This is a genomic window from Methylobacterium sp. 77, assembly GCF_000372825.1.
Lineage (GTDB): Bacteria > Pseudomonadota > Alphaproteobacteria > Rhizobiales > Beijerinckiaceae > Methylobacterium.
This window is the reverse complement of record NZ_KB910516.1, coordinates 3904076-3927158: the sequence shown is the minus strand read 5'-3', so window position 1 is coordinate 3927158 and position 23083 is coordinate 3904076. Positions and strand designations below refer to the sequence as shown.

The window sequence follows — 23083 nt, the reverse complement described above, 5'->3', positions numbered from 1 at the left end:
CTCCCCGCACTTCCCGAAACGCCGCGAATGGTGTTTCAAACGAGGGCGCCGCCGATGTCGGGGTCGGTCTTCGCCGTCTGAAACCGCACGGACTCGCGTGACACCGTGTCGCCGGACCGATCCCTGCGCTCAGGCCCGTCCGGCGTTTACATGCTGTGTTGTGATTCTGGGGTACGATGACGGCGATCTGGTTCATTCTGGCGGCGATGACGGGCGGCACCGTATTGGCCCTGCTCTGGCCGATGTCACTGTGGTCTAAGGCACGGCGGGCGAAGTCCGTCGCACAACCTCAGGCTGAGGCGCTCTCCACCGAGACCAGCTTCTACGAGGATCAGGTCCGCGAGATCGAGCGTGACCTCGCGCGCGGGCTGATCGCCCCAGGAGAGGCCGAGGCCGCCCGGACCGAAGCCGGCCGCCGCCTCCTGCGCGCCAGCCGCGAGAGCCCCGAGGCCGCCTCCGACGGCATGGCCGAACCCGCCTTGCGCCAGCGTCGCGCGGCATCGGCCTTCGCGCTCTCGACGATCCCTCTCGTCGCGCTCATCGCCTACGGCCTCTACGGCTCACCGCACATGCCGTCCCAGACGGCGGCGGACCGGCAGTCGGCGCAGGCCGGCGGCCAGGACATGCTGAAGGCCATCGGTCAGATCGAAGCGCGTCTCGCCAGCGACCCGAGCGACGGTCGCGGCTGGTCGGTTCTGGCACCGGTCTATGTCCGTCTCGGGCGTTTCGACGATGCGGCGCATGCCTACGAGGCGGCGACCCGCGTGCTCGGCGAGACGCCGCAGCGGCTCTCCGACTGGGGCGAGGCGCTGGTGGCCGGCGCCAACGGAACCGTTACGCCCCGCGCGAAGGAGATCTTCGAGCGCGCGGCGGAGCTCGATGCGAGTGCGGCCAAGCCGCGCTTCTATCTCGCGCGCGCCGCCGAACTCGACGGCGACATTCCCGGCGCGATCCAGCGCCTCTCGACCCTGTTGGACAGCGCTCCGGCCGATGCGCCCTGGCTGCCGCTGGTGCGCGAGACCCTGACCCGGCTCAAGGGCGAGCCGGCTCCGACGGAGAAGCCCGGCGCGCAGGGCCCCGACATCCCGCGCGCCAAGACTGCCGAATCCGGCCCCGCCGCCGCCGAGCCCGGCCCCGCCGCCGCGTTGCAGGCGATGCCGCCGGCCAGCCGTGACGCGGCGATCCGCGGCATGGTCGAAGGCCTCGACCGGCGCCTGTCGGAGAAGGGCGGCACGGCCGACGAGTGGGTGCGCCTCGTCCGTTCCTACGGCGTGCTCGGGGATCGCGAAAAGATGAAGGCGGTGCTCGACCGGGCTCGGACGGCGCTCGGCAGCGACGCGGACGCCACCGGCCGGCTCGACGAACTCGCCCGCGAGTTCGGCCTCGCCTCGGCGCCCGCGCCGACGACACCGCCGATCACCGCGGCGGACGCGGCCGAGCGCGCCGGGACGGATGCGGCCGTGGCCGCCGTGAAGGCGATGCCGGCGCCGGAACGCGACGCCGCCATCCGCAGCATGGTCGCCGGCCTCGACCGGCGCCTCGCCTCGAAGGGCGGCACGGTGGATGATTGGCTGCGTCTCGTGCGTTCCTACTCTGTGCTCGGTGAGCGCCAGCAGGCGAGCCATGCCCTCGATCGCGGGCGCATGGCCTTGAGCCCCGATCCCCGAGCCATGGAAAAGCTCGACATCCTGGCCCAGGAGCTCGGCCTGCGCGGAGGCAACGGCACGCCCTGATTCAAGCCGCGAGGAACGGCGCCCCTGACAATCCGCCCCGGCCGCGGCCCTTGACCCGGACTGCCATGGGGCCGAAACCCGAGACACGCCAGACGACGGGACAACCGGAACGAGACTTCCGCACGGCCTGAGCGCCCGATCATGAGGCGCGGACATAGAAACGGGACGAAACTCGTGACTCGCAAGAGCCGCCGCCTGATCCTGATCGCCGCCTGCGGCGCCGTGCTCGCTCTGGCGCTCGGCCTGATCCTCTCCGCCATGAGCGGATCGATCGTGTTCTTCCGGTCGCCGACCGAGGTGACCGCGCAGGGCGTGGCACCGGGCACGCGCTTCCGCCTCGGCGGCCTCGTGAAGGAGGGCTCACTCCAGCGCGGCCCCGACCAGAATATCGACTTCGCCGTGACCGACACCAATGCCACCGTGCAGGTGCAGTATCGCGGATTGCTCCCCGACCTCTTCCGCGAGGGACAGGGCATCGTCGCCGAGGGCCGGCTCGAACCGGGCGGCATCTTCCGCGCCGACACCGTGCTCGCCAAGCACGACGAATCCTACATGCCCCGCGAGGTCGCCGACGCGCTCAAGGCGCAGGGGCGCTGGCAGGAAGGCGGCTCCAAGGGCGCCGCTGCCGGCAAGCCGGGCGCCCCCGGCAAGGAGAGTCCGGCCGGCGTGACGACCGCCGACGGCGAGACCGGTCTCGGACGACGCAGCGAACGATGAGCCAAGTGGCTGCCAGGCAAGTCGCCATAGGGAAGGACAATCCGACGTGCTGATCGAGGTCGGACATTTCGCGCTGGCGCTGGCGCTGGCGCTCTCCCTCGTCCAGGCGGTGATGCCGGTCTGGGCCGCCCGCTCGGGCGACGCGGCCTTGCGCGCCGTGGCGACGCCGGCGGCGCTGGGCGCCTTCGGCTGCATCCTGTTCTCGTTCGCGGCGCTCACCTACGCGCACGCCACCTCGGACTTCTCGGTCCAGAACGTGGTCGAGAACTCGCATACGGCCAAGCCCTTCCTCTACAAGCTCTCGGGCGTGTGGGGGAACCACGAGGGCTCGATGCTGCTCTGGGTCCTCATCCTCGCCCTGTTCGGCGCGCTGGTCGCCGTGTCGAGGAATTCGGTACCGCCGGTGCTGCGGGCCAACACCCTGGCGGTCCAGGGCCTCATCACCTTCGTCTTCGTGCTGTTCATCATCACCACCTCGAACCCGTTCACGCGGATGAGTCCGGCGCCGGTGGAGGGCAACGACCTCAACCCGCTGCTGCAGGATTTCGGCCTCGCGATCCATCCGCCGCTGCTCTACGTCGGCTATGTCGGCTTCTCGATCACCTTCGCCTTCGCCATCGCCGCGCTCATCGACGGGCGGATCGACGCGGTCTGGGCGCGCGCGGTGCGGCCCTGGACGCTGACCGCCTGGAGCTTCCTGACGCTGGGCATCGCGATGGGCTCGTACTGGGCCTATTACGAGCTCGGCTGGGGCGGCTGGTGGTTCTGGGATCCGGTGGAGAACGCTTCGCTGATGCCCTGGCTCGCGGGTACGGCGCTGCTGCATTCCACCGTGGTCATGGAGAAGCGCGACGCGCTCAAGGTCTGGACGGTGCTGCTCGCCATCCTCACCTTCTCGCTGTCGCTGCTCGGCACCTTCATCGTGCGCTCCGGCGTCCTCACCTCGGTGCATTCCTTCGCGACCGACCCGACGCGCGGCGTCTTCATCCTCGCCATCCTGATCCTGTTCATCGGCGGCTCGCTCAGCCTCTTCGCCTGGCGCGCGCCGATGCTGCGGCAGGGCGGCCTGTTCGCGCCGATCTCGCGCGAGGGCGCGCTGGTGATGAACAACCTGTTCCTCGCCGCCGCCTGCGCCACCGTCTTCGTCGGCACGCTCTACCCGCTGCTGCTCGAATCCCTGACGGCGGAGAAGATCTCGGTAGGCCCGCCCTTCTTCAACTACACCTTCATCCCCCTGGCGATCCCGCTCCTCCTGATCGTGCCCTTCGGCCAGACCCTGGCCTGGAAGCGCGGCGACGTGCACGCCGCCTCCCAGCGCCTGTTCGCCGCCATGGGGGTCGCGCTCGTCGTCGGCCTCGCCGTTCTGGCCTGGACCTGGGGCGGCCCGATGATGGCGCCCATCGGCATCGGCCTCGGCGCCTACCTGATCATCGGCTCGGTGATGGAGATCGTCTCGCGCGCCCGCGGCTATGGCAACAGCCGCGCCCGGACCGCCAGCGCCGTGTTCCGCCGTGCCATCGGCCTGCCGCGCTCGTCCTGGGGTACGGCCCTGGCCCATGCCGGCGTCGGCGTCGTGGTCCTGGGCATCGCCGCGCAGGGCTGGGCCACGGAAGGATTGAGCACGGTGAAGCCGGGCGAGTCCCTCGCCTCCGGCCCCTATGTCGCCACCCTCGACCGGGTCGGCCCGCGCGCGGGCGAGAATTACGAGGAGACGACGGCCTTCCTGACCATCCGCAACGCCGCCGGCGACTTCGTCGGCACGGTGGAGACGGGCAAGCGCTTCTATCCCAGCCGCAAGATGACTGTCACGGAATCGGGCCTCCTGACCCTCGGCGTGAGCCAGGTCTATGCCAGCCTCGGCGAAGTCGTTCCCGGCGGCGCCATCGGGCTGCGGCTCTACTACAAGCCCTTGGTGCTGCTGATCTGGCTCGGCGCCGTGGTGATGGCGCTCGGCGGAGCGGTGTCGCTCACCGACCGCAGGATGCGTGTCGGGGCACCGGCGCGGGCGAAGGAGAAGGCCAAGGCCTTGCCGGGCAACATGGCACCGGCCGAATGAGCGCCGGGGCTCTTCCTCGGGCGTGGCTCGCCTTGGCGCTCCTCGTCACCTCTTCGGGTCACGTCCTCGCGGTCCAGCCGGACGAGGTGCTGCCGGATGCCAGGCTCGAAGCCCGGGCGCGCGACATCTCCTCCGGCCTGCGCTGCCTCGTCTGCCAGAACCAGTCGATCGACGATTCCGACGCCCCCCTGGCGCGCGATCTGCGGCTGATCGTGCGGGAACGGCTCAAGGCCGGAGATGACGACAAGCAGGTCCAGGCTTACGTCGTCGGTCGCTACGGCGAGTATGTCCTGCTGCGCCCGGTCCTCGCCTTGCACACGCTGCTGCTCTGGCTGACACCTCTGGCGGCGCTCGGCCTCGGCGTCTTCGGGATCTGGCGGCTGTCGCGTCGTCGGGCCGATGGCGAGGCCGCGCTGACCGCGAGGGAAGAGGCCGAGATCGCGGCGCTGACCCGTCGCGACTGACGCGACCTTTTATATTGCACCGCAACATGACGGCGACGTGGCGTCGCGGCGCTGGCCGAAACGCGCCTGTGCCCGTCGAGGTCTGACGATCAGGCGGGCTTGAGGGTCGTAAACTCACCGCCTTCATGATCTGTCGGCATATCTAACCGGATAAATCCCACAGACATGCATTCAGCGCATTTATGCGTTGCAATATTTCCATCTTCGCAGCGCAGCATGAAATCCGCATATGTCGGTCTCCCGGTGCAACCGGCTCTCCGAACGGGCACTCCCGGCGGACAGTAACCGCACAGGTTCTCCTCATCATGCGCATCTCGTCCAAAACTCCCCTCGCCACCGCCCTCATCGCTACCGCCCTCACGCTCGCTTCCGCCACCGCCTCGATGGCGACGGAGCTTCAGCCGGCGAGCGCCCGCAGCGTCGATCTCGGCGCGTATCGCGGCTCGGCCTATTACACGGTCGAGAACGGCCGCTACCGCGTCGTCGCGACCCTGGCCAGCGTCAATTCCGGCAGCGATCAGCCGCAGGTGATCCGTCTCGTGACCACCCTCAACCCCGAGCAGACGGTGCATCTCTCGGTGCCCGGCACCCTCGGTTCCGATGGGCGCGAGACCACCATCGCCTTCTCGCGCAATGGCGACCGTGTCGACGTCGCCTCGGCCGACGCGACGGCCTACTGAGCTGACGATCGGGCGGCTCCCGGTTCCTCCGGGAGCCGCCACTGCTTTTTAGACTGCCTCCGGAGTGCGGCTCCGAGCAATCTTCGTTAGACATTTCAATCTGTTAGCCGCCTCGATTTAAGCTCCCCGCAAGGTTCGGAACGTCATCAGCATCGCAAAAGCGACAGATGACGGACCGGATCGATGCGGCTCTCCCTCGGTAACAAGCTCGCGGCGGTGATGGGGCTTCTCGCCCTCGGCGCCTGCGCTCTGTCCCTGCTCCACGACCGGGTCGTGCTGCATCGGCAGACACGGGCGACGGAGATGGATGCGGTCTGGGAACGGGCCCTGTCGGCGCAGGGCCTCGCCCTCGCGATCGAACGCACGGTCGTCGCGGCCAATTCTGTCTACACCGCCGAGAATACCGAGGATGCCAAAGGCAGGTTCGGCGCTCTGAAAGGCGCTCTCGCCGCTGTCGGCCGGCAGAGAGAGGCCTTCCTGGCTCAAATCCAGGGGCATGTCCCCGACACGGAACGCCTCACGCTCGATCTCATGCTGAAGGAGTTCCTGGCCTATCAGACCGATACGGCGGAACTCGGCCTCACCATTTCCCCCAAAGCCGCCCTCATCCAGGGCACGGACGAAGCGACCGTGGCGAGCCGCATCGGGATGGTATCGGCGATCACGCGCATCGGCGAGAACACCTTGGCTCGCCTGGCCGACGAACGGACCGAGGTCACGGCGGAAATCCGGCGGACACGCATCGTCAGCCTCGCCGCCTCCGCCGTCGTGATCCTGTCGACCCTCGCTTTGGCCCTCTGGCTGGTCCGGAAGGAAATCCGCCAGCCGCTGGCTCGTCTGGGTTCCGCGATCGACGCCCTCGCCGCCATGGATCTGGCGCGTCCCATTCCGCTGACGGACCGCCGCGACGAGATCGGGACCATGGCCCGCTCCATCGCCGTGCTTCGGACCGTCCTCGTCGAGAAGGTCGACGGAGACGCGACGGCACTCGCCCGGTCCGCCTTGGACACGGAGCGGGCCACCCGCCTCGAAGCGGCGGCCCAGGCCTTCGAGGAAGACGCGCGCCTCGTAGCGCAGGATCTGTCGAGCGCCGCGGACGCCATGGCGGGGGCCGCCGAGGCGGTCTCGGACGCCGTGCGCCTCACGCGGGATCAGACCACCATCGTCTCGCACGGGGCCGCCGGCGCGGGTCGGCAGGTGCGCAGGGCCGCGGCGGCCAGTGCGGAGGTCGCCGAGGGTGGCGAGGCGATCGACCGGCAATCGCGCATCCGCGACGGTCTCGGCGATCTGGCGCAACGCGACGTCACGGCCACGCGCCGGGCTGCCGTATCGCTCACCGAGGCAGGACGCGAGATCGGCACGGTGGTGGAAACCATCGCCACCGTGGCCGCGCAGACCAACCTCCTCGCCCTCAACGCCACCATCGAGGCGGCCCGCGCCGGCGAGGCTGGACGGGGTTTCGCGGTGGTCGCCGGCGAGGTGAAGGCGCTCGCCGCCCAGACCGCTGGTGCCACGGAGGCGATCAAGAGGCAGATCGAGGCCATCCGTGCCGCTGCGGACGACACCCTTCGGGCGGTCGAGGCGATCGGCGGGACGATGGAGCAGATGGCGGGCGCGGATGCCGCCGTCGCCCTCGCCCTCGACGCCCAGCGGATCGCGGGCGGCCGCGTCTCGGAGAGCGTCGCCGATGCCGAGGCCAGCGCGGATGCGGTGTCCGGGGGCATCGCCACCGTCGAGGAGGCGGCCGCTTCGAGCGCCAGGGCAGCCGAATCGGTGAGGATCATCGCGGGACGCGTGGCAGCGGCGAGCCTCGCCCTCGATGCACGGATCGCCGGGTTCCTCGCCAGCGTCCGGGCCGCGTGATGCGGGGACGCGCCTCGCTTTCGCCCCAGTGACATCGGAGGAGATCGAAGCGGTGGGCGGTGTTTCCGTCGGCAACGCACCACGTGTTGAGATTTTCTTTACCTTGAATCGCGAGCGTCCAGCATGGCTTCGCCGATCGCTCGTTCCCTCGCATCCCCCTGTGCAGCGGCTCTCGCTCTCAGCCTGGGTCTGGCCGCTCCGGCGCAGGCCCATCCCCATGTCTGGGTGACCTCGAAGGCGGAGATCGATTACGGCGAGGGTGGCAAGGTCACCGGCATCCGCCACGCCTGGACCTTCGATGCGAACTATTCCGCCTTCGTCACGCAGGGCCTCGATGCCAATGGCGACGGCAAGCTGTCCCCGGACGAACTCGCCGGGCTGGCGGCCGAGAACACCACGAATCTCGCCGAATTCGCCTATTTCACCAAGCTCAAGGTCGGCGGCAAGGAGCAGAGCTTCGGTGACCCGACCGAGCCGCGCATGGCGATGAATGGCGACACCCTGACACTCAGCTTCCTGCTTCCGCTGAAGTCGCCAGTGGCGCAAGGCCGGGGCGTCGCGGCGCTGGAAGTGTACGATCCGAGCTATTTCGTCTCGTTCAGCCTCTCCGAGGATGCGGATACCGCCCGCCTCGTCGGCGCGCCGGCCGGCTGCGCCGCCACGGTGACCCGGCCCAAGGCCGAGCAGCCGAAGACGGCGGACGCCAAGCCCGGCATGTCGGAGGCCTTCTTCGAGGCTCTCACCAGCGCTTCGAATTACGGCGTCCAGTTCGCCAACCGGATCATCGTCGCATGTCCGTAGGCACAGCCATCGCCGGCCCCGACGGCACGCGCGCCCGGCTCGCATGGCAGGTGGCGCTCGCAGTCGCGGCGGTCGGCATCGTCGCCCTGGTACTCACCGGGCTGATGCTGTGGCTCGGCTCCGGTGCGGTTCCGCCGCCGTCGCGCTCGCCCTTCGGCATCGGCTTTCGCGAGGCCGCGCCCTCGGCCAATGGACTCGGCGGCTGGCTGCTCGCCATGCAGTCGAGCTTCTCGCGCAGCCTGCAGGCCACCGTCGCCGCGATCAAGGATGGCGGAAGCTGGGGGCCGATGATCCTCATCGGCTTCAGCTACGGCGTGTTCCACGCAGCAGGGCCGGGCCACGGCAAGGCGGTGATCGCCGGCTACATCGTCGCCGGGGAACGGGCGCTCGTCCGTGGCTTCTCCCTCAGCGCCGCCGCCGCGCTGCTTCAGGCCATCGTCGCCATCGCCATCGTCGGGATCGGCAGCCTGCTCCTCAACGCCACGGCCGCCGGCATGACGCGCGCGGGCACGCTGATTGAGACGGTGAGCTTCGCCCTCGTAGCCCTCCTCGGCCTCTCGGTGACGTGGAGAAAGGCCGGCCGCCTCGCCGCCCTGGCACTGGCCGGCGAGCCCGCCACCTGCGCCCCCGGCTGCGGACATGTCCACCTCACCGACGCCACCGTCATCGGCCGGCTCGAATCTTGGCGGGAGCGGGCCGGCGTCGTGATCGCCGCCGGGTCCCGCCCCTGCGCCGGGGCGGTGCTCATCCTCGTCTTCTCCGCCTCGCAGGGCATCCTCGCGGCCGGCATCGCGGCGACCTTCGCGATGGCGCTCGGGACCGCCCTCACCACGGGCGCGCTCGCGAGTTTAGCGGTCTTTGCAAAGGCGATGGCCCTGAAGCTCGCCGGCGGACGCGGCTCTGCGGGAGCCCTCGCGGTGGGTGGACTCGAACTCCTTGCCGGCGCGTTCGTCCTCGTGCTCGGCCTCGCCATGCTGTCGGGCCTCGCTGTCGGGGTCGGCGGATAAGATTTCCCTCGTCAGGCCTCGCCGTCTCGTGGCAGATTTCCCAGGCCTACTGGTTTCGGTGCGAACGCCGCCGGGGGCCGCAGGGTGGGTTTTCCCGTGAAACCGGAGGGGGCCGTCAGGCATGGCAGCGGGTTTCGAGCATATCCTCAACTGGCGCCTGCTCGCCGGTTCTCACCCTTTCCCGGGGCCCGATGGCGGGACCTGCATCAACGAGGCGGCGATCGTCGCCGCGGGATTGCCCTACCGGACGATCCGCTCGTCCGCCGATTGTCCGCCCTGTTTCTCGACGCCGCTCGCGGCCTACGCGCTCGGCCTCAACGACGCGATGCCGGATGACGAACGCCCCCGCCTGATGGCCTTCGTCCTGCGCCTGTCCGGCTCGGCCGACAGGGCCGAGATCGAGGAGCGACGCACCCGGTTTCTGGCACTGGAGAGTATCCGCCGCATCCTGCCGCCCCTGCTCGACCGCGCGGGCTTCGCGGACCTCGCCGCCCGCTGCGACGAAGCGAGCGATCTCGATGAGGGCGTCTCGGCCGCGCGAGCCGCCGCATGGCGTGGAGGCGCCGCTGCGCAGCAGGCGTCGCAGCGGAGCGACTGGACGCGCGGTGCCCTGGCCTCGTCCGTGGCCCGCAGCGCCGCCGCAGCAGTAAAGGCGGCGAAAGATGCCCGCTGCGCGGCCGAAGTCGCGGAGGGTGCGGCGCTCTTCACCGAGGGCATCTGGGGCAGCGCCGTCACGATCCTCGAGGACGCGCTCGCCATCGGAAGGCAGGCACCCGACATCGACCTCCTTCAGGCGCGCGAACGCCTGGACGCGGCGAGGGCCGGCGCCGCTTGAGGAAGCGGTGACCCGGATCGATCGGCGAACGGGGCGATCAGCCTGTGACGGGTCCCGAGGCGAGATCGAGTTCGGTGGTCTCGCAGTTGTCGAGCCAGATGCCGGTGAGGTGGAAGAAGAAGGTGCCGTGGCCGACGACGGCGATGGTGCGCTCATGCCGCTCCGCCAGCCAGTCACGGAAGCTCGCGACCCGCCGGTCGAACAGCCGGCGCGGCTCGACATGGACCCCCTCGGCGATCGGCTCGCCTTCGGCATGCCACCAGATCTCCGGCAGGTGGTCGACATCGAGATGCGGGAACTCGGCCTTGAGCACGGAGGCCGCGCGACCGACGTCGCAGCTGCTCTCCTGGCACTCGCGATGGAGCACCTCCACCAGGATCTCGGGCTTTGCCGGATGATCGGCGAAGATGCCGGCGGTGGTCTGGATGGCGCGGGTGAGCGGCGAGGTCACCACGAGATCGAAGGGAATGTCCAGCAATCCCTCCCGCGCCGCCGCGACCTGGGCGAGGCCCCTCTCCGTCAGGCGGGCATCGATATGGCCGGGATCTCGCCCGGTGAGGCGGTGGGCTGCGTTGAAGGTCGATTCGCCGTGGCGGATGCAGACGATACGTGTCTCGGGCATGCAGGCTCGGATCGGGAGGATGGGAAGCGGGACGGAAGCGGCGTTGGACAAGCGCTTAGCCGCCGCGCCGTTCCTCGGAAAGGTTGGCCATCGTCGCGGTGACGTCGACCGACCGGCAACGCTCCGTCAACTTCGATGGCGTTGAGTGGGCTTTTCGCCCCTGGATCGCCGCGCGATGCTCCATGTCCTGCCGCCTCCCCCCCATGGGCCTCCGCCAGCCGCTCCGGCTTGCGCGCCCGCCTATCCCGGCGACGACGCGCTTCGAGCCCTCGCCCTGGCCTGGGAGGACAGCCTCCTGCGCGAAAGGCGGATGGCCGCGAACACGGTGGAGGCCTATTCCCGCGACCTGAGGCAGTTCCTCGCCCATCTGCAGAGCCGCAACGGCACCGTGCGGATCGCCGGTCTCGTCGCCCTCAAGCCGCGCGACATCCGCGGGTTCATGGCCGCGCGACGGGCGGAGAACGTGAACGGGCGATCGCTGATGCGGGCGCTTGCCGGCCTGCGCTCCTTCGCGCGGCATCTCGAGCGCGAGGGCCATGGCAGCGTCTCCGCCCTCGGGGCGATCCGCTCGCCCAAGGTCGAGCGGCGCCTGCCGCGACCGATCCCGATCGCCGCCGCGCGCGCCCTCACCGAGGTGGATTCCCGCGCCGGAGAAGCGCGGGAGCCCTGGGTTCTGGCGCGGGACGCGGCCGTCCTTGCCCTGCTCTACGGGTCCGGCCTGCGTATCTCCGAAGCGCTCGGCCTCGCCTGCCGCGATGCGCCGGTGCCGGGACGGGATTCGGTCACGGTGACGGGCAAGGGCGGCAAGGACCGGATGGTGCCGATCCTTCCCGTCGTGGCCGAGGCGGTGGCGGCCTATCTCGCGGCCTGCCCCTACGCTCTCGATCCCGAAGGGCCTCTCTTCGTGGGCGTGAAGGGCGCCAAGCTCTCTCCGCGCATCATCCAATATGCGGTGGCGTCCCTGCGCGGTGCCCTCGGCCTGCCCGACAGCGCCACGCCCCATGCCCTGCGGCACTCCTTCGCCACTCATCTCCTGGCCCGCCAGGGAGAGATGCGCGCGATCCAGGAACTGCTCGGCCACGCCTCCCTCTCGACGACGCAGCTCTACACCAAGGTCGATGCCGCCCGGCTGCTGGATGCGTTCGACCAGGCGCATCCCCGCGCGGGCGCGAGAGCTACAGGTCGAGTTCGGGATAGCGCCGAAAGATCCCCTGCTCGTTGAAGGGGATGCGGCGCGGGCTCGCGAGATAGGCGGCGATCCTCGGCCGTCGCCGCACGGCATCGTGCAGGGCGGCGACCTTGGGATTGTCGGCGAGCACCCGTCGCGTCGACCCCGGAAAGGCATGGAGCAGCCCCTCGACGAGCTGGAACAGCGAGAGATCGGCATAGGTCACGGCATCGCCGACGAGGTGGCGGCCGCCGTTGCGGCTGAGCACATGGTCGAACCAGGCGAGATATTCCGGGATCCGGTTCGCCTGGAAATCCCTGGCGCGGCGAGCGGCCTCGGGCTTCTGCTCCTCGTAGGTGAGGCTCACCGCGATGGGATGATGGGTATCGTGCGCCTCGGCCACGACATCGGCGACGGTCAGCTGGATCTGGTGGGTCCAGATGCGATCGGCCTCATGGGTGGGCGCGAGGCCGAGCCGGGGACCGAGATACAGCAGGATGGCCGCGCTCTGGCCGATGGTGACGTCGCCGTCGCGAAGAAAGGGCGGCGCGTAGGAAGGCCGGGCGATCGCGGGATCTTCGAGAAGCGCGGTCATGGCGCCCAGGCCCTGCCCGTCCTGCTCCCGTCCGCGGGCGATATCGACATAATCGGCGCCGGCATCCTCCAGGGCGAGACGGACGAACTCGCCCCGCCCCTGGATCGTCGGCCAGTAATAGAGCTCGTAGGTCATCCGTCCGCTCCGGTTTTCAGGCCGGGACGATAGCGACTCCGGCCGCATCGATCACCTCGTCCCGAGGCGAGCGATGCGGCGATGAGGGGTCCGTCAGATGTGGATGGCCCGCTTGCCGACCGCGAGAGCGGCTTCCTTCACCGCCTCGGTCAGCGTCGGGTGGGCGTGGCAGGTCCGGGCCACGTCCTCGGCGCTGGCGCCGAATTCCATGGCGACCGCGACTTCGGCGATGAGGTTGCCCGCATCCGCGCCGACGATGTGGACGCCGAGAACCCGGTCGGTCTTGGCATCGGCCAGGATCTTCACGAAGCCGTCCGTGGTGTGGTTGACCTTGGCGCGGCCATTGGCGGTGAAGGGGAATTTGCCGGAATTGTAGGCGATGCCGTCCTTCTTGAGCTCTTCTTCGGTCTTCCCGACCGAAGCGACCTCCGGATAGGTGTAGACCACGTTCGGGATCACCCCGTAATTCACGTGGCCGGATTGCCCGGCCATCAGCTCGGCCACGGCGACGCCCTCGTCCTCCGCCTTGTGGGCCAGCATCGGCCCAGCGATCACGTCGCCGATGGCATAGATGCCGGTGACGTTGGTGGCGTAGTGGCTGTCGGTCTGGATGCGGCCTTTGTTGTCGAGCTGGACGCCGACCGACTCGAGGCCGAGTTTCTCGGTATAGGGCACGCGGCCGATGGCCACGAGCACCACGTCGGCCTCGATCTTCTCGGCCTCGCCGCCGGCGGCCGGCTCCACCGAGACGGTGGCGGCACCGTCCTTCACCTCGACGCCGGTGACCTTCGAGGACAGCTTGAAGACGATGCCCTGCTTGCCGAGGATGCGCTGGAACTGCTTACCGACCTCGCCGTCCATGCCAGGGAGGACGCGGTCGAGATACTCGACCACGGTGACCTCGGAGCCAAGGCGACGCCAGACCGAGCCGAGTTCGAGACCGATCACGCCCGCACCGATGATGAGGAGCTTCTTCGGCACGGCCTTGAGTTCGAGGGCGCCGGTGGAGGAAACGACGATCGTCTCGTCGATCGTCACGCCGGGCAGCTTCGTCACGTCCGAGCCGGTGGCGATGACGATGTTCTTCGTCTCGAGCATCTGGTTGCCGCCATCCTCGGACAGCACCTCGACGCGGCCCGCGCCGGCGACGCGGCCGAGGCCGTGATAGGCGTCGATACCGTTCTTCTTCAGCAGGAACTCGACGCCCTTGGTGTTGCCGTCGACGCCGTCCTGCTTGAACGTCATCATCTTGGCCAGATCGAGTTCGGGCGCGCTGACGATCACGCCCATATCGGCGAAGTGCTTGGACGCGTCCTCGAAGGCCTCGGAGGCGTGCAGCAGCGCCTTCGACGGGATGCAGCCGACATTGAGGCAGGTGCCGCCATGGGTCGCCCGCTTCTCGACCACGGCGGTCTTGAGGCCGAGCTGGGCGGCGCGGATGGCGCAGACATAGCCGCCGGGGCCGGTGCCGATGACGACGAGATCGTAGGACATAGGCGTGTGACTCGCTTGTAGGTTCGGCGGGTCAGGCCCCACCATCTGGATTTACGCACGCGGAAGCGTCCGGCCACCCTGCGGCGGCCGGCTGACGGCAGCTGCCGGGTGTCTCAGAGGTCGAGCACGAGACGTGCCGGATCCTCCAGGGCCTCCTTCACGCGCACCAGGAAGGTCACGGCTTCCTTCCCGTCGACGATGCGGTGGTCGTAGGAGAGCGCGAGATACATCATCGGCCGCGCCTCGATCTTGCCGTTGCGGACCACCGGGCGCTCCTCGATGCGGTGCATGCCGAGGATGCCGGATTGCGGCGCGTTGAGGATCGGGGTCGACATCAGCGAGCCGTAGATGCCGCCATTGGTGATGGTGAAGGTGCCGCCCTGCATCTCCTCGATGGAGAGCTTGCCGTCCCGCGCCTTCTTGCCGAAGCCCGAGATCGTCTTCTCGATGCCGGCGATGGAGAGGTCGTCGGCATTGCGCACCACCGGCACGACGAGGCCCTTATCGGTGCCGACGGCGATGCCGATATGGTAATAGTTCTTGTAGACGAGCTCGGTGCCGTCGATCTCGGCATTGACCGCCGGCACATCCTTGAGCGCGCCGATCACCGCCTTGGTGAAGAAGCCCATGAAGCCGAGCTTGGTGCCGTGCTTCTTCTCGAAAATCTCCTTGTACTGGCTGCGCATGGCCATGACGGCCGACATGTCGACGTCGTTGAACGTCGTCAGCATCGCCGCCGTGTCCTGGGCGTCCTTGAGGCGGCGCGCGATGGTCTGGCGCAGCTTCGTCATCTTCACGCGCTCTTCGCGCGCGGCATCGTCGGGCTTGGAGGCCGGGCGCGGCGGAGACGGCGCCTTGGCCTGCCGGGCCGGCTCCTGGGCCGGGGCGGACGAGCCCTTCGAGGTCGCCTCGATCATGTCGCCCTTGGTGACGCGGCCATCCTTGCCGGAGCCGTTCACCGTCGAGGGATCGATGCCGGATTCCCGCGCCATCTTCGCGACGGCCGGGCCGTTATCGCCGGCGGGACGATCGGATTTCGGAGCGGCGGCATCGCCGTGATTGCCGTAGGCGGCCGAGGACCCTTCGGCGGGCGCCGTCTCGGCCCCTTCGGATGTCGGCTTCGCCGGCTCTTCGCTCCGGCTTTCGGCTTTGGTCTCGGCCTTCTTGGCGGCGGCCGGCTTGGCGCCGCCACCGGCCCCGGCCTCGACGATGGAGCCGAGCAGCGCACCGGGCTCCACGGTCTCGCCGTCCTTCACCAGGATCTCGCCGAGTTCGCCGGCGGCGGGAGCGTTGACTTCGAGGGTGACCTTGTCGGTTTCCAGCTCGACCAGGGGCTCGTCCGCTGCCACCGCGTCGCCCGGCTTCTTGAACCAGCGGCCTATGGTGGCCTCGCTCACGGATTCGCCCAGCGTGGGAACGAGGATATCGGTTGCCATGGTGTTCTGTCCGCCCGAATGGATTGGTCGCGTCGGATGAGGGGGAGTGCCGGGGCCGTCAGACCGCCAGCGCTTCGTTGAGGAAGGCCTGGAGCTGGGCCTGATGCTTGGAGAGGAGGCCCACCGCCGTCGAGGCCGAGGCCGGGCGGCCGACATAGCGGGCGCGCTTCACCTGAGACTGGGCCTGGCCGAGCACCCATTCGAGGTAGGGATCGACGAAGGACCAGGCGCCCATGTTCTTGGGCTCTTCCTGGCACCACACCACCTCGGCGTTGCGGAACCGCGACATCTCGTTGGCCAGGGCCTTGAGCGGGAACGGATAGAGCTGCTCCACGCGCATCAGGTAGACGTCGTTGACCCCGCGCTTCTCGCGCTCGTCGAAGAGGTCGTAATAGACCTTGCCCGAGCAGAGGACGACGCGACGGATCTTGTCGTCCTTCACGAGCTTGACGCCGTCATCCTCGTGCTCGGCATCGTCCCAGAGCACGCGGTGGAAGGTCGAGCCTTCGGCCAGCATGTCGAGGCTCGACACCGCCCGCTTGTGGCGCAGCAGCGACTTCGGGGTCATCAGCACCAGCGGCTTGCGGAACTCGCGGTTCAGCTGCCGGCGCAGGATGTGGAAGTAATTCGAGGGCGTGGTGCAGTTGGCGATCTGCATGTTGTCCTCGGCGCACATCTGCAGGAAGCGCTCCAGGCGCGCGGACGAGTGTTCCGGCCCCTGGCCCTCGTAGCCGTGCGGCAGCAGCAGCGTCAGGCCGGACATGCGCAGCCACTTGCGCTCGCCCGACGAGATGAACTGGTCGATCACCACCTGCGCCCCGTTGGCGAAGTCGCCGAACTGCGCCTCCCACAGCACCAGCGCGTTGGGCTCGGCCAGCGAGTAGCCGTATTCGAAGCCGAGCACGGCCTCCTCGGAGAGCATCGAGTTGATGACCTCCAGATTCGCCTGCCCGTCGCGGATCGAATTCAGCGAGGTGAAGCGCTGCTCGTTCTCCTGATCAATCACCACGGCGTGGCGCTGCGAGAACGTCCCGCGCTCCACGTCCTGGCCGGAGAGGCGGACCCTGTGGCCGTCGATGAGGAGCGAGCCGATCGCCAGCGCCTCGGCGGTGGCCCAGTCGATCCCCTTGCCGGTCTCGACCGCCTTGGCGCGGTTGTCGAAGAAGCGCTGGATGGTGCGGTGGAGATGGAAGCCGGGCGGCGGCGTGGTGATGCGCTTGGCGATCTCGCGCAGGGTATCGGCCGGCACGCCGGTCTTGCCGCGGCGCGGATCGTCCACGTCCTCGCGCACCGCCTTGAAGCCGGACCAGCGCCCGTCGAGCCAATCGGCCTTGTTGGCCTTGTAGGTGCCGGCGACTTCGAGCTCGCCGTCGAGCATGGCGCGGAACTCGGCCTTGCGCGCGTCGAACTGCTCCTGCGTCAGCACGCCCTCGGCGACGAGCTTCTTGCCGTAGGTCTCCAGCGCCGTCGGGTGCTTGCGGATGCGCTGATACATCTTCGGCTGGGTGAAGGCCGGCTCGTCGCCCTCGTTATGGCCGAAGCGGCGGTAGCACAGCATGTCGATGACGACGGGCTTGCCGAATTTCTGGCGGTACTCGATCGCGATCTTGGCGGCGAAAGTCACGGCTTCCGGGTCGTCGCCGTTGCAGTGGAAGATCGGCGCCTCCACCATCTTGGCGACATCGGACGGATAGGGCGACGAGCGCGAGAAGCGCGGATCGGTGGTGAAGCCGATCTGGTTGTTGATGATGAAGTGGATCGAACCGCCGGTGCGGTGGCCCTTCAGCCCCGAGAGGCCGAGGCACTCGGCCACGACGCCCTGGCCGGCGAAGGCGGCATCGCCGTGGATGAGGAGCGGCACGACGCTGGTGCGCTGGACGTTCGGCTTGGCGCGCTGGTCCTGCTTGGCGCGCACCTTACCCAGCACCACCGGATCGACGATCTCGAGGTGGGACGGGTTGGCCGTGAGCGAGAGGTGGACGTTGTTGTCGTCGAAGGCGCGATCCGACGAGGCGCCGAGGTGATACTTCACGTCGCCCGAGCCTTCGACCTCAGCGGGAGATGCCGAACCGCCCTTGAACTCGTTGAAGATTGCCCGGAACGGCTTGGCCATCACGTTGGAGAGCACGTTGAGCCGGCCGCGATGGGCCATGCCCATGACGATCTCCTTGGCCCCGAGCGCTCCGCCGCGCTTGATGATCTGCTCCAGCGCCGGGATCATCGATTCCGAGCCGTCGAGGCCGAAACGCTTGGTGCCGGTATATTTGAGGTCGAGGAACTTCTCGAAGCCTTCGGCCTCCACCAGCTTGTTCAGGATCGCGCGGCGGCCTTCGGGCGTGAACGAGATTTCCTTGCCCTTGCCTTCGATGCGCTCCTGGATCCACGCCTTCTCCTCGGGATTGGAGATGTGCATGAACTCGACGCCGAGCGTCTGGCAGTAGGTGCGCTCCAGAATCTCGACGATCTCGCGGATCGTCGAGGATTGGAGGCCGAGCACGTTGTCGAGGAAGATCGGACGGTCCCAGTCCTTCTCCTCGAAGCCGTAATGCTGGGGATGCAGTTCCTCGTGGTCGCCCCGGGGCGCGAGCCCGAGCGGATCGAGCTTGGCGTGGAGATGGCCGCGCATGCGGTAGGCGCGGATCAGCATGATCGCGCGGACCGAATCCTTGGTCGCCTGCTCGACGGAGACGCCGCTGGCCGCGACGACGGCGGCGCCGTTGGCGACCTTGGCGCCATCGCCCTTGGCCGTGTCCGACTTCGCGCGGATCTTCTCGCCGACCGCCTTCTCGACGGTCGCCCAGTTGCCGTCCAGCGCCGAGACCATCTCGCCATTGGCATGAACCGGCCAGTTCGGCTTCTGCCAGGAGGCCCCGGCGGCGTTCTTCTCGGCCAGTCCGCTCTCGTCACCGAGGGACTTGAAGAAATCCTGCCACTGCTGATCGACCGAGTGCGGATCGCGGGCATAGGCCGCCTGCAATTCCTCGAGATAGGCGGCGTTGCCGCCGGTGAGGAACGAGGTTTCGAGGAGCGCGTCCTGGCGTGCCATCGTCGATCATCCTGCCGCTTGGCGGGGAAGCCGCCCCTGCGGCGGGCCCCTGCTCCCCCCGTCACGCCGATAAGCGCTTCGATGGGGATGTTCGTCTCGACGCGACAATCGGGCCGCGTCGTGTCTCAGATAAGTGTTGCGGGGCGATTTTGCACCGCAACACGAGTGACAGATTTCCGCCGGCCTCAACCCTTGAGGACGTCGACCAGCGTGCTGCCGAGGCGCGCCGGCGACGGCGAGACCCGGATTCCGGCGGCTTCCATCGCCGCGATCTTGTCCTCGGCGCCGCCCTTGCCGCCCGAGATGATGGCACCGGCATGGCCCATGCGGCGCCCCGGAGGCGCCGTGCGCCCGGCGATGAAGCCGACCATCGGCTTGCGTCGGCCGCGCTTGGCCTCGTCGGCGATGAACTGCGCCGCCTCTTCCTCGGCCGAACCGCCGATCTCGCCGATCATCACGATCGACTCGGTGCGGTCGTCGGCGAGGAACAGTTCGAGCATCGAGATGAACTCGGTGCCCTTCACCGGATCGCCGCCGATGCCCACCGCCGTGGTCTGGCCGAGGCCCGCATTCGTGGTCTGGAACACGGCCTCGTAGGTCAGGGTGCCGGAGCGCGAGACGATGCCCACCGAGCCGCGCTTGAAGATGTTGGCCGGCATGATGCCGATCTTGCACTCGCCGGCGGTGACGACGCCCGGGCAGTTCGGGCCGATGAGGCGCGACTTCGAACCTTCGAGCGAGCGCTTCACCCGCACCATGTCGAGGACCGGAATCCCCTCGGTGATGCAGACGATGAGGGGGATCTCGGCGGCGATCGCCTCGCAGATGGCGTCGGCGGCGCCCGGCGGCGGCACGTAGACCACGGATGCGTCGGCGCCGGTCGCCTCGCGGGCCTCCGCCACGGTGTCGAAGACCGGCAGGCCGAGATGGCTCGCGCCTCCCTTACCCGGAGAGGTGCCGCCGACCATCTTGGTGCCGTAGGCGATGGCCTGCTCGGAATGGAAGGTCCCGTTCTTGCCGGTGAAGCCCTGGCAGATGACCTTGGTGTTCGCGTCGATCAGGATGGACATGGGGGTTACTCTCAGCCCTTCTTCACGGCGGCGACGATCTTCTGCGCGGCATCGTCGAGATCGTCGGCGGGGATCACGTTGAGACCGGAATTCCGGATAATCTCCTTGCCCTTCTCGACGTTGGTGCCCTCGAGCCGCACCACCAGGGGTACCTGCAGGCCGACCGCCTTCACCGCCGCGATCACGCCGTTGGCGATCACGTCGCACTTCATGATCCCGCCGAAGATGTTGACGAGGATGCCCTTCACCTGCGGATCGGCGGTGATGATCTTGAACGCCGCCGTCACCTTCTCCTCGCTCGCGCCGCCGCCGACATCGAGGAAGTTCGCCGGCTCCTCGCCGTAGAGCTTGATGATGTCGAGCGTCGCCATGGCGAGGCCGGCGCCGTTGACCATGCAACCGATGGTGCCGTCGAGGGCGATGTAGGCGAGGTCGAATTTCGAGGCCTCGATCTCCTTGGCGTCCTCCTCGGTCTCGTCGCGGAGCGCGACGATGTCGGGATGGCGGTAGAGGGCGTTGGAATCGAAGGAGATCTTGGCGTCCAGGCACTTGAGATGGCCGTCGCCGGTGAGCACCAGCGGGTTGATCTCCAGCATGCTCATGTCCTTGGCGGTGAACGCCGCGTAGAGCTTGTTGGTGACGTCGGCCGCCTCCTTGGCCTCGCTGCCGGTGAGGCCCAGAGCCTTGGCGACCGCGCGGCCGTGATGGGGCATGATCCCGGTGGCCGGATCGACCGAGAAGGTGACGATCTTCTCGGGCGTGTCGTGCGCCACGGTCTCGATATCCATGCCGCCTTCCGTCGAGACGACGAAGGCGACCTGTCCGGTCTCGCGGTCCACCAGCATCGACAGGTAGAACTCGGCCGCGATCTGGGCGCCCTCCTCGATATAGAGGCGGTTGACCTGCTTGCCGGCCTCGCCGGTCTGGATCGTGACCAGCGTCTGACCGAGCATCTCGCCGGCGAATTGCTTGACCTCGTCGATGGACTTGGTGACGCGCACGCCGCCCTTGGCGCCGGCCGGCGCGCCCTTGAAGGTGCCCTTGCCGCGACCGCCCGCATGGATCTGCGACTTCACCACCCAGACCGGGCCGCCGAGTTCCTTGGCGGCCGCCTCGGCCTCCTCCGGCTTGAAGATCGGCACGCCGCGCGAGACGGGCAGCCCGAATTCCTTGAGGACCGCCTTGGCCTGATATTCATGGATGTTCATGGGAATTTCCTCGCTTCGTCCCGACGCCGGGCGCGGGGTTGGAAGACACGACACCGGCATCGTTCGCGCCGGCCACGAGACGGCCGGCGCGCGACGCTTCTCGTCAGGGTCAGGCCAGGGCCGGGTTCACGCTCTTGCAGGCTTCGATCAGCGTCTTCACGGCGCCGACCGACTTGTCGAACATGACCTTCTCATCGGCGTTGAATTCCACCTCGAGGACGCGCTCGACGCCACCTGCGCCGATCACGATCGGCACGCCGACATACATGCCGTCGATGCCGTACTCGCCGCTGAGATAGGCGGCGCAGGGCAGAACGCGGCGCTTGTCGCGCAGATAGCTCTCGGCCATGGCGATAGCGGAGGCGGCCGGCGCATAGAAGGCCGAGCCGGTCTTGAGCAGGTTCACGATCTCGCCACCCCCCTTGCGGGTGCGCTCGACCATGGCGTCGAGCTTCTCCTGGGTGGTCCAGCCGAGCTTGACCAGATCGGGGAGCGGCACGCCGGCCACGGTGGAGTAGCGCACCAGCGGCACCATGTCGTCGCCGTGGCCGCCGAGCACGAAGGCGGTGACGTCCTCCACCGAGACCTTGAACTCATCGGCGAGGAAGTGGCGGAAGCGGGCCGAATCGAGCACGCCGGCCATGCCGACGACCTTGTTGGTGGGCAGGCCCGAGAATTTCTGCAGGGCCCAGACCATGGCATCGAGCGGATTGGTGATGCAGATCACGAACGCGTCCGGAGCATGCTCCTTGATGCCGGTGCCGACGGCTTCCATGACCTTCAGGTTGATGCCGATCAGGTCGTCGCGGCTCATGCCGGGCTTGCGCGGCACGCCGGCGGTGACGATCACCACATCCGCTCCGGCAATCGCCGAATAGTCGCTGGCGCCGCTGAAGCTCGCGTCGAACCCATCGACCGGAGCCGATTCCGCGATATCGAGGGATTTGCCCTGCGGCACGCCATCGACGATGTCGAACAGGACGACGTCGCCGAGTTCCTTCAGCCCGGCCAGATGCGCGAGGGTTCCGCCGATCTGCCCGGCGCCGATGAGCGCGATCTTGCTACGTGCCATGGAAAACGAACCTCCAGTATCTGTGCCGACCAGCGATTGCCCCGCCCGCGTCGGAACGGGCGTAGGGCCGGGGTCGCGATCGCACGTTGATTTCGCCGCGACGGTGTGGCGGAAAAGTCTCCATGCTTCAACCCGACGCCATCGACGCCAAGCAGAGTTCGGGCCAGAGGAGGAGCGAGCCGCAAGACTGCGCCTCGGAGAAAATCTTTTGCCACGAACGATTTAGGCGGCGGATCGAGCGGCCCGTTCGACGGCAAAGCTTTGGTGACAGGTTTCGATAATTGTCACTTCACCTAAAGCGCCCCCATTCGCAGCACTTTCTGGATGGCCTGGATCACCGCTCCGAAGCGGGCCTGGATCAGATCGACGGGCAGATCGGAATCGTGCTGCATCGCGAGCGGATGGGTGAAGCGGTAGCTCGCATCGAAGATGTAGGCGATCGCCCGCTCACGGTCGCGGGCGATGAAGGCGCCGGCCGCGATCCCCTCTTCGACGACGCGTTCGACCAGGCTGCGCAGGCGAACCCGGTGGCGCCGGGCGATCGGTCGGGCGGCCACGGTGGCGTCGAGATGCACGGCGAACAGGTGGGGTTCCCGCAGGAGCACCTCGCGCTGGGCGCTAGCCAGGGCCATTAGCAGGCGCTCGATCTTGTCGTCGGCGGGGTCCGGCGCATCGGCGATGCGGGCGAGTTCCGCTTCCACGTCCCTGAGCCAGCGCCCTGCGACGGCGTCGAGGAGGGCGTCCTTGGAGGGAAAATAGCGATAGACGTTGGCGTGGGTCATGCCGGCTTCGGCGGCCACGGCCACGACCGTCACACGTTTGTGTCCGAGGCGCGCGAGGTGCTCTGTCGCAATGGCGAGGAGGCGTGCATCCACCGAGAGTGGTGCCGGACTGGACCGGCCGATTCGGACCTTGGACCTATCGGGGGGGCGAATACCCATCATGGGTGTGGCATCATCGCTGCCGGCAGATTCAAAGCCGGCCACAAAGAACGTACCTGCCGTCTCCATCGATACTCCCGCCGGCGCTGATAAGGAGAGCGGGCCGTATCCGGAGTCGGCGTCGCTCCCGCATGTCCCGC

19 protein-coding genes are annotated in these 23083 nt (G+C 68.3%); 10 read left to right on the top strand and 9 right to left on the bottom strand.

Features of this window, described 5'->3' with window-relative positions; genetic code table 11:
* The first annotated feature begins 176 nt into the window (after window positions 1-176).
* The 9 genes from ccmI (at window position 177) to A3OK_RS0118630 (ending at window position 10156) form a co-directional block, all read left to right on the top strand.
* Window positions 177-1733: a c-type cytochrome biogenesis protein CcmI gene (gene ccmI / locus A3OK_RS0118670; protein ID WP_019906418.1), complete on the top strand. Its 1557-nt coding sequence runs from the start codon at window positions 177-179 to the stop codon at window positions 1731-1733.
* A 174-nt stretch (window positions 1734-1907) separates the two neighbouring features.
* Window positions 1908-2450 carry a cytochrome c maturation protein CcmE gene (gene ccmE / locus A3OK_RS0118665; RefSeq protein ID WP_019906417.1) on the top strand — a complete coding sequence of 181 codons (543 nt, stop codon included), beginning with the start codon at window positions 1908-1910 and terminating at the stop codon, window positions 2448-2450.
* A 46-nt stretch (window positions 2451-2496) separates the two neighbouring features.
* Window positions 2497-4506, top strand: coding sequence for a heme lyase CcmF/NrfE family subunit (locus A3OK_RS0118660; RefSeq protein ID WP_019906416.1), 2010 nt, complete (start codon window positions 2497-2499; stop codon window positions 4504-4506).
* Window positions 4503-4970, top strand: coding sequence for a cytochrome c-type biogenesis protein (locus A3OK_RS0118655; RefSeq protein ID WP_026597423.1), 468 nt, complete (start codon window positions 4503-4505; stop codon window positions 4968-4970). Before A3OK_RS0118660 ends, A3OK_RS0118655 begins: the two co-directional genes overlap by 4 nt.
* A 305-nt stretch (window positions 4971-5275) precedes the next feature.
* Window positions 5276-5650 carry a hypothetical protein gene (locus tag A3OK_RS0118650; RefSeq protein ID WP_019906414.1) on the top strand — a complete coding sequence of 125 codons (375 nt, stop codon included), beginning with the start codon at window positions 5276-5278 and terminating at the stop codon, window positions 5648-5650.
* Window positions 5651-5833: 183 nt separating this feature from the next.
* Window positions 5834-7513 carry a methyl-accepting chemotaxis protein gene (locus tag A3OK_RS0118645; RefSeq protein WP_019906413.1) on the top strand — a complete coding sequence of 560 codons (1680 nt, stop codon included), beginning with the start codon at window positions 5834-5836 and terminating at the stop codon, window positions 7511-7513.
* Between the two features lie 123 nt (window positions 7514-7636).
* The gene (locus A3OK_RS0118640; RefSeq protein ID WP_019906412.1) at window positions 7637-8314 is read left to right on the top strand and encodes a DUF1007 family protein; all 678 of its coding nucleotides are present in this window, start codon (window positions 7637-7639) and stop codon (window positions 8312-8314) included.
* The gene (locus A3OK_RS0118635) at window positions 8305-9321 is read left to right on the top strand and encodes a hypothetical protein (RefSeq protein WP_019906411.1); all 1017 of its coding nucleotides are present in this window, start codon (window positions 8305-8307) and stop codon (window positions 9319-9321) included. The genes A3OK_RS0118640 and A3OK_RS0118635 overlap by 10 nt, the downstream gene beginning before the upstream one ends.
* Window positions 9322-9442: 121 nt before the next feature.
* Window positions 9443-10156 (top strand): hypothetical protein, encoded by a 714-nt coding sequence (locus tag A3OK_RS0118630; protein ID WP_019906410.1) that lies wholly within the window; start codon window positions 9443-9445, stop codon window positions 10154-10156.
* Window positions 10157-10193: 37 nt separating this feature from the next.
* Here the strand turns inward: A3OK_RS0118630 and A3OK_RS0118625 are convergent, their stop codons facing one another.
* Window positions 10194-10778: a histidine phosphatase family protein gene (locus A3OK_RS0118625; protein WP_026597422.1), complete on the bottom strand. Its 585-nt coding sequence runs from the start codon at window positions 10776-10778 to the stop codon at window positions 10194-10196.
* 274 nt (window positions 10779-11052) lie between these two features.
* Here A3OK_RS0118625 and A3OK_RS0118620 point away from each other — a divergent pair, with 274 nt between their 5' ends.
* Window positions 11053-12000 (top strand): tyrosine recombinase XerC, encoded by a 948-nt coding sequence (locus tag A3OK_RS0118620; RefSeq protein ID WP_348625434.1) that lies wholly within the window; start codon window positions 11053-11055, stop codon window positions 11998-12000.
* Here A3OK_RS0118620 and A3OK_RS0118615 read toward each other — a convergent pair.
* From A3OK_RS0118615 to A3OK_RS0118580, 8 genes are all read right to left on the bottom strand, one after another.
* Window positions 11954-12676 carry a glutathione S-transferase gene (locus tag A3OK_RS0118615; protein WP_019906406.1) on the bottom strand — a complete coding sequence of 241 codons (723 nt, stop codon included), beginning with the start codon at window positions 12674-12676 and terminating at the stop codon, window positions 11954-11956. The two genes, A3OK_RS0118620 and A3OK_RS0118615, sit on opposite strands and share 47 nt — an antisense overlap.
* 93 nt (window positions 12677-12769) lie before the next feature.
* Window positions 12770-14170 carry a dihydrolipoyl dehydrogenase gene (lpdA, locus tag A3OK_RS0118610; RefSeq protein WP_019906405.1) on the bottom strand — a complete coding sequence of 467 codons (1401 nt, stop codon included), beginning with the start codon at window positions 14168-14170 and terminating at the stop codon, window positions 12770-12772.
* 113 nt (window positions 14171-14283) lie between these two features.
* A complete protein-coding gene (gene odhB, locus A3OK_RS0118605; RefSeq protein WP_019906404.1) occupies window positions 14284-15606 on the bottom strand; it encodes a 2-oxoglutarate dehydrogenase complex dihydrolipoyllysine-residue succinyltransferase in 1323 nt (440 codons plus the stop codon).
* Window positions 15607-15664: 58 nt separating this feature from the next.
* Entirely contained in the window at window positions 15665-18652 is a 2988-nt protein-coding gene (locus A3OK_RS0118600; protein WP_019906403.1) for a 2-oxoglutarate dehydrogenase E1 component, read from the bottom strand.
* 185 nt (window positions 18653-18837) lie between these two features.
* Complete coding sequence (gene sucD / locus A3OK_RS0118595) at window positions 18838-19722, bottom strand: succinate--CoA ligase subunit alpha (protein ID WP_019906402.1); 885 nt, start codon at window positions 19720-19722, stop codon at window positions 18838-18840.
* Between the two features lie 11 nt (window positions 19723-19733).
* Window positions 19734-20930, bottom strand: a complete 1197-nt coding sequence (gene sucC / locus A3OK_RS0118590; protein WP_019906401.1) for an ADP-forming succinate--CoA ligase subunit beta — start codon at window positions 20928-20930, stop codon at window positions 19734-19736.
* Window positions 20931-21039: 109 nt separating this feature from the next.
* The gene (gene mdh, locus A3OK_RS0118585) at window positions 21040-22002 is read right to left on the bottom strand and encodes a malate dehydrogenase (protein ID WP_019906400.1); all 963 of its coding nucleotides are present in this window, start codon (window positions 22000-22002) and stop codon (window positions 21040-21042) included.
* A 293-nt stretch (window positions 22003-22295) separates the two neighbouring features.
* Complete coding sequence (locus A3OK_RS0118580) at window positions 22296-22946, bottom strand: TetR family transcriptional regulator (protein WP_348625427.1); 651 nt, start codon at window positions 22944-22946, stop codon at window positions 22296-22298.
* Window positions 22947-23083 lie beyond the last annotated feature (137 nt).